The following is a 6,158-nucleotide window of genomic DNA, read 5'->3' as shown; positions in this document are numbered from 1 at the left end:
ACCGAATGCGCCAGGCCCCGGGCGTGGGGCGTGGGGCGGGGAGGTTTTCGGGAAAGGGGGTGTATTAGCGCGGGGGAAAGGCGGGGCCGAGGGACAGGCAGGCCGCGCGCCCCGGGGGGCCGATCGGGCCCTCGGCCACGCCTTCACCACGAGCTATCACACCCGCTTCCCGGAATACCTCGCCGCCGCGTGGAACCGGCGCAGCCACGCATAGCTCCAGGCCTCCGGCACGGGAGCACGGGCGGCGAGGTATTCCGGGAAGCGGGTGTGATAGCTCGTGGTGAAGGCGTGGCCGAGGGACAGGCAGGCCGCGCGCACCGCGTGGCCGATCGGGCCCTCGGTGGCGATGTGCACATGAGTCGGCGCCAGGGCCTTCCAGCGGGAGAGCACCCGGTGGCGGGTGACGAGGGAGAGGCGGATCTCGGAATAGCCCGGCATCGGCAGGGAGGCGAAATCCGCCGGCGTCAGCATCAGCGGCTCGACGCCGAGGCCGACGGCGGCCTCCGCCATGCGCTCGATGGAGCGCACCACGCCGTTGACCTGCGGGTGCCACGCATCGGTGGCGAGCAGCAGCCTCATGGTCGATCCGTGGTCGGGCGTCCGGAAGGGGCGGGGGCGGCGCTCGGGAAGCGTCAGGCGACGGCGCGGCGGATGGCCGGCTCGAAGGCGGCCTCGGCGGCGCGGCGCTCCCGCAGCATGGTGGGGTAGTGCAGCACCTCCATCCGGCCGTCGTAATGCTCGACGATGCCGGTGCAGGATTCCACCCAATCCCCGGTATTGAGATAGGTCAGCCCCTCGACCTCGCGGTGGGCCGCGTGGTGGATATGGCCGCAGATCACCCCGTCCGCGCCCTGGCGCCGGGCCTCGGTGGCGAGGAAGCTCTCGAACTGGCCGATGAAGTTGACCGCGTTCTTCACCTTGAGCTTCGCCCAGGCGGAGAGCGACCAATAGGCCAGCCCGAGCCGGCGGCGGACCCGGTTGAGCACGGTGTTGACGGTCAGCGCCGTCGTGTAGGCCCAGTCGCCCAGATGCGCGAGCCACTTGGAGTGGCGCACCACCATGTCGAACTGGTCGCCGTGGATCACGAGGTAGCGCTTGCCGTCCGCGGCGACGTGGACCCGGCTGTCGGCGATCTCGATGCCGCCGAAGGTCATGCCGATATAGTCGCGCAGGAATTCGTCGTGATTGCCGGGCACGTAGACGACGTGGGCGCCCTTGCGCACCTTGCGCAGCAGTTTCTGCACGACGTCGTTATGGGCCTGCGGCCAGTACCAGCCGGAGCGGAGCTGCCAGCCGTCCACGATGTCGCCGACGAGATAGATCGTGTCGGCATCGACGTCGCGCAGGAAGTCGAGCAGGAGCGCCGCCTGACAACCCTTGGTGCCGAGATGGAGATCGGACAGGAACAGCGTCCGAACGCGGATGGTCGATTCCGGATCCTGTGACACCTGCGCCTCCGGCTCCTGACAATCGCCTCGTGGCGGTTCAGAGCCAAATCGCATTCCGATCTCAGTTTGATGACGGCTGGCGGCATCATCCTGCCGCGCCGCGACCATGCCCGCTGTCGGGGATGCCGGATGCCGTCTCGCCGCAGGGCCTGCCTGCGGCCTGTGCATACGAAAATCTTTTTGTTTTTCAGTTCAGTTTTTTCCGTTTTCCATTCCCGGGCCAGGGGCGCATAACGGCGGCCAAGGTCATAGCCCGCGCCTGCCTCGGCGTGCGCGGCAGCGCCCGGCAGAGGCGCGGGATGGCCGCGATGGATGGGAGCGCTGGACGATCGGCGGGAGCGCGCCGGAGGATTTCCCGCAAAACTCCGTTGTGCCATCCTTCCGGAGATGGAAGGACGGCGGCCGGACGTTTCGGGGTGCTCCAAGGGCACCGCGAGGCCGACGCGGCGAGGGTTCGATCCTCTGGAGGCGACCGGCGCGTCTGCACGCGCCGCGACGCGGGTGGCATGGATGGCCGCTTCGCCGCTCCGGGACGGTCAACGATCCGACATCGCAGTGGTATGGTTGCGACCGGCGCCGGCTTTCCGCGCGCGGCGCGGTGCATACCGGGGTAGGGCTCGGCGCGACGGCTGCGAGGCCTGCGCGGCGGGGCCGAGGACGTTTCGCGGCGGGCGCTCGCCCGTCACATTCTATCCGGCGGGATCCGCGGCCTCATCGAGGGGCGGCCCGCTCAAGACTTCACGTGGAGGAAATTTCATGGCCGCAACGAGACGTCCGGGACGCAACCACCTGTTCGTTCCCGGCCCGACCAACATCCCGGACCGGGTGATGCGCGCCATGCAGGTGCAGTCCGAGGATCACCGGTCGGTCGACTTCCCGTCGCTGACGAAGCCGCTCTTCGAAGACACGAAGAAGGTGTTCGGTTCGACCGACGGCACGATCTTCCTGTTCCCGGCCTCGGGCACGGGCATCTGGGAATCGGCGCTGACCAACACCCTGGCCCGCGGCGACAAGGTCCTGGCCGCCCGCTTCGGCCAGTTCAGCCATCTCTGGATCGACATGGCCCAGCGCCTCGGCCTGGACGTGATCGTCCAGGAGGAGGAGTGGGGCACCGGCGCCAAGCCCGAGAAGATCGAGGAGGCCCTGCGCGCCGACAAGAATCACGAGATCAAGGCCGTCATGGTGGTCCATAACGAGACCGCGACCGGCGTGACCTCGAATATCGGCGCCGTGCGCAAGGCGATCGACGCCGCCGGCCACCCGGCCCTGCTGTTCGTCGACGGCGTGTCCTCGATCGGCTCGCTGCCGTTCAAGGCCGACGAGTGGAAGGTCGACTGCGCCATCGCCGGCTCGCAGAAGGGCCTGATGCTCCCCGCCGGTCTCGGCGTGATCTGCGTCAGCCCGAAGGCGCTCAAGGCCGCCGAGGGCCAGTCCGGCCGCAACGACCGGCTCGCCCGCGTCTACTTCGACTGGGAAGACCAGAAGAAGCAGAACCCGACCGGCTACTTCCCCTACACCCCGCCGCTGCCGCTGCTCTACGGCCTGCGCGAGGCCCTGGCCTGCCTGTTCGAGGAAGGCCTGGAGAACGTCTATCACCGCCACGCGGTGCTCGGCGAGGCGACCCGTCAGGCGGTCGCGGCCTGGGGTCTGAAGACCTGCGCCAAGTCCTCGGAGTGGAACTCCGACACCGTCACCGCCATCCTGGCGCCCGAGGGTGTGGACGCGGCCAAGATCATCAAGCACGCCTATGTGCGCTACAACCTCGCCCTCGGCGCCGGCCTCAGCCAAGTCGCGGGCAAGGTGTTCCGCATCGGTCACGTCGGTGACCTGAACGAGCTCTCGCTGCTCGGCGCGATCGCCGGTGCCGAGATGTCGCTCATCGACAATGGCGTGAACGTGACGCCGGGCTCGGGCGTGGCCGCCGCCTCCAGCTACCTGCGCGAGCACCCGCTCTCGAAGGGCTGATACCGGCAGGCGGCGCCGGTTCGGACGGCGCCGCCTCCGCTCAAGATAAGAAGGCGCCCCGCGCCCCTCCGGCTCGCCGGATGGGGCGCGGGAGACGCGTCGAAGCAGGCGAGGAAACGGGGCCGGCGCCACGCCCGCCGGTCGATCCGGAAGGGGTCCAGAATGACAAAGAAAGTCGTCTTCCTCGATCGCGAGTCGCTCGATGCGACCGTGCGCGAATTCAACTTCCCGCACGAGTACAAGGAATACGAGTCGACCTGGACGCCGGAAGAGATCGTCGAGCGCCTGAAGGGCGCCGAGATCGCGATCATCAACAAGGTGCCGATGCGCGCCGACACGCTGAAGCAGCTTCCGGACCTGAAGCTGATCGCGGTGGCTGCCACGGGCACCGACGTCGTCGACAAGGCCGCCGCCAAGGCGCAGGGCATCACCGTCGTCAACATCCGCGGCTACGCCTTCAACACGGTGCCCGAGCACGTCGTCGGCCTGATGTTCGCCCTGCGCCGGGCGATCGTGCCCTACGCGAATTCCGTGCGCCGGGGCGATTGGAACAAGTCGACCCAGTTCTGCTACTTCGATTACCCGATCTACGACATCGCCGGTTCGACGCTCGGCATCATCGGCTACGGCGCGCTGGGCAAGTCCATCGCCAAGCGGGCCGAGGCGCTCGGCATGAAGGTGCTGGCCTACGACGTGTTCCCGCAGGAGGGCCTGGTCGATCTCGAGACGATCCTGACCCAGTCCGACGTCATCACCCTGCACGTGCCGCTCACGCCCGATACCCGCAACATGATCGGGGCGGAGCAGCTCAAGAAGATGAAGAAGTCCGCGATCCTCATCAACACGGCCCGCGGCGGGCTCGTGGACGAGGCGGCCCTGCTGCAGGCGCTCAAGGACGGCACCATCGGCGGCGCCGGCTTCGACGTGGTCGCCCAGGAGCCGCCGAAGGACGGCAACATCCTCTGCGACGCCGATCTGCCGAACCTGATCGTCACGCCGCACGTGGCTTGGGCGAGCAAGGAAGCGATGCAGATCCTCGCCGATCAACTCGTGGACAACATCGAAGCGTTCGTCGCGGGCAAGCCGCAGAACGTCGTAGAGGCGTAGAAGCTCCGGGCTCCCGCTCCCGCCCTCATCCTGAGGTGCCGCGAAGCGGCCTCGAAGAATCCTCCAGATCCCGCGCGATCCCTGGACACCCCTTCGAGGCCTCCGTTGCGCTTACGCCTCTCAGGAGGAGGGGGAGGGTGGGTTCGTTCGGTCGAACAGGGTTTCGAGTGTCGGTCACCACGGCGATCGACGCCAGCCAGCCACCCTGACAACGCGCCGCGCTCTCAGATCAGATGCGCGGCCAACACTCAGCCAGAGGCACAATGACCAAGAAGCTTCTCTTCCTGTTCGACACCGATGCGGTTCCGAGCGTGTTCGACACGGTCGTCGGCTACGATGGTGGCGCCGACCACATCACCGGCTACGGCAACGTGACGACGGACAATGTCGGCGCGCTGGTCGACGGCACGATCTACACCCGCGGCGGATCGGAGAAGAAGTCGACGGCGATCTTCGTCGGCGGCGGCAACATGGCGGCCGGCGAGGCGGTGTTCGAGGCGGTGAAGAAGCGCTTCTTCGGCCCGTTCCGCGTCTCGGCCATGCTCGACTCGAACGGCTCGAACACCACGGCGGCCGCGGGCGTCGCCCTCGTCGTCAAGGCGGCCGGCGGTTCGGTCGCCGGCAAGAAGGCCGTGGTGCTCGCCGGCACCGGCCCCGTCGGCATGCGCTCGGCCGCCCTGCTCGCCAAGGAAGGCGCCGAGGTGATCATCGCCGCCCGCCAGCAGGATCGCGCCCAGGCCGCCGCCGACAGCGTCAACAAGCGCTTCGGCGTCAATGTGAAGGCCGCCGCGACCCCGGACGAGGCGTCCCGCGTCGCCCTGGTCAAGGGTCAGAACCTGATCTTCTCGGCCGGTGCCATCGGCATCGAGCTGCTGCCGGAATCCGGCTGGAAGGACGAGGCCTCGATCGAGATCGTGGCCGATTACAACGCCCAGCCCCCGCTCGGCTTCGGCGGCATCGATGCCATGGACAAGGCGCGTGAGCGCCACGGCAAGAAGGCGTTCGGTGCGCTCGGCATCGGCGGTCTGAAGCTCAAGCTGCACCGCGCCTGCGTGGCCAAGCTGTTCGAATCGACCGAAGGCGTGTTCGACGCCGAGGAGATCTACGCCCTCGCCAAGGAAATGGCCTGACGGCGTATCGCCTGTCGGGCAGCGTCGGCTTCCGTCGACGCTGCCCCACCGAGACAAACAAAAATTGACAGGGGAGGGCCCCATGGCCGCGAACGAGACGATCGACACATTCCTCGACGGTCTGGCGAGCTCGGCTCCCACCCCCGGCGGCGGCGGCGCGGCCGCGATTTCCGGCGCCATGGGCGCGGCGCTGGTCTCGATGGTGTGCAACCTCACCATCGGCAAGAAGAAGTATGTCGAGGTCGAAGCCGAGTTGAAGCAGGTGCTCGAGAAATCGGAAGCCCTGCGCAAGACGCTCACCGGCATGATCGCCGACGACGTCGAAGCCTTCGACGCGGTGATGGACGCCTACGGCCTGCCGAAGACCACCGACGAGGAGAAGGCCGCGCGCAGCGCCAGGATCCAGGAGGCGCTCAAGACGGCCACCGACGTGCCGCTCGCCTGCTGCCGCGTCTGCCGCGAGGTGATCGACCTCGCCGAGATCGTCGCCGACAAGGGCAATCTCAAC

5 protein-coding genes and 1 pseudogene are annotated in these 6,158 nt (G+C 68.0%); 4 read left to right on the top strand and 2 right to left on the bottom strand.

The features are described 5' to 3' along the window. Positions 1-180: 180 nt before the first annotated feature. A pseudogene (locus MZTS_RS21980) lies at positions 181-579 on the bottom strand (glycosyltransferase); the annotation flags it as partial. Positions 580-632: 53 nt separating this feature from the next. Continuing rightward, positions 633-1,448 (bottom strand): metallophosphoesterase, encoded by an 816-nt coding sequence (locus MZTS_RS21975; protein ID WP_192285423.1) that lies wholly within the window; start codon positions 1,446-1,448, stop codon positions 633-635. Between the two features lie 756 nt (positions 1,449-2,204). Between MZTS_RS21975 and MZTS_RS21970 the strand changes: the two genes are divergently transcribed. The 4 genes from MZTS_RS21970 to MZTS_RS21955 all read left to right on the top strand — a co-directional run. Beyond that, complete coding sequence (locus MZTS_RS21970) at positions 2,205-3,413, top strand: aminotransferase class V-fold PLP-dependent enzyme (RefSeq protein WP_192285422.1); 1,209 nt, start codon at positions 2,205-2,207, stop codon at positions 3,411-3,413. A 162-nt stretch (positions 3,414-3,575) separates the two neighbouring features. Beyond that, positions 3,576-4,520: a D-2-hydroxyacid dehydrogenase gene (locus tag MZTS_RS21965; protein ID WP_192285421.1), complete on the top strand. Its 945-nt coding sequence runs from the start codon at positions 3,576-3,578 to the stop codon at positions 4,518-4,520. Between the two features lie 263 nt (positions 4,521-4,783). After that, positions 4,784-5,650 (top strand): NADP-dependent methylenetetrahydromethanopterin/methylenetetrahydrofolate dehydrogenase, encoded by an 867-nt coding sequence (locus tag MZTS_RS21960; protein ID WP_192285420.1) that lies wholly within the window; start codon positions 4,784-4,786, stop codon positions 5,648-5,650. 82 nt (positions 5,651-5,732) lie between these two features. Further along, a partial coding sequence (locus tag MZTS_RS21955) for a cyclodeaminase/cyclohydrolase family protein (RefSeq protein WP_192285419.1) occupies positions 5,733-6,158 on the top strand: 426 nt, incomplete at its 3' end.

This window comes from Methylorubrum zatmanii, from assembly GCF_014845115.1.
Taxonomy (GTDB): Bacteria; Pseudomonadota; Alphaproteobacteria; order Rhizobiales; family Beijerinckiaceae; genus Methylobacterium; species Methylobacterium zatmanii.
Note: the sequence above shows the minus strand (reverse complement) of the source record. Positions and strands in the feature narration are given on the sequence as shown.

Bases quoted from the DNA above. Each gene is read 5' to 3' on its own strand.
- MZTS_RS21970 (WP_192285422.1), top strand. From the start codon at position 2,205: ATGGCCGCAACGAGACGTCCGGGACGCAACCACCTGTTCGTTCCCGGC.
- MZTS_RS21965 (WP_192285421.1), top strand. From the start codon at position 3,576: ATGACAAAGAAAGTCGTCTTCCTCGATCGCGAGTCGCTCGATGCGACC.
- MZTS_RS21960 (WP_192285420.1), top strand. From the start codon at position 4,784: ATGACCAAGAAGCTTCTCTTCCTGTTCGACACCGATGCGGTTCCGAGC.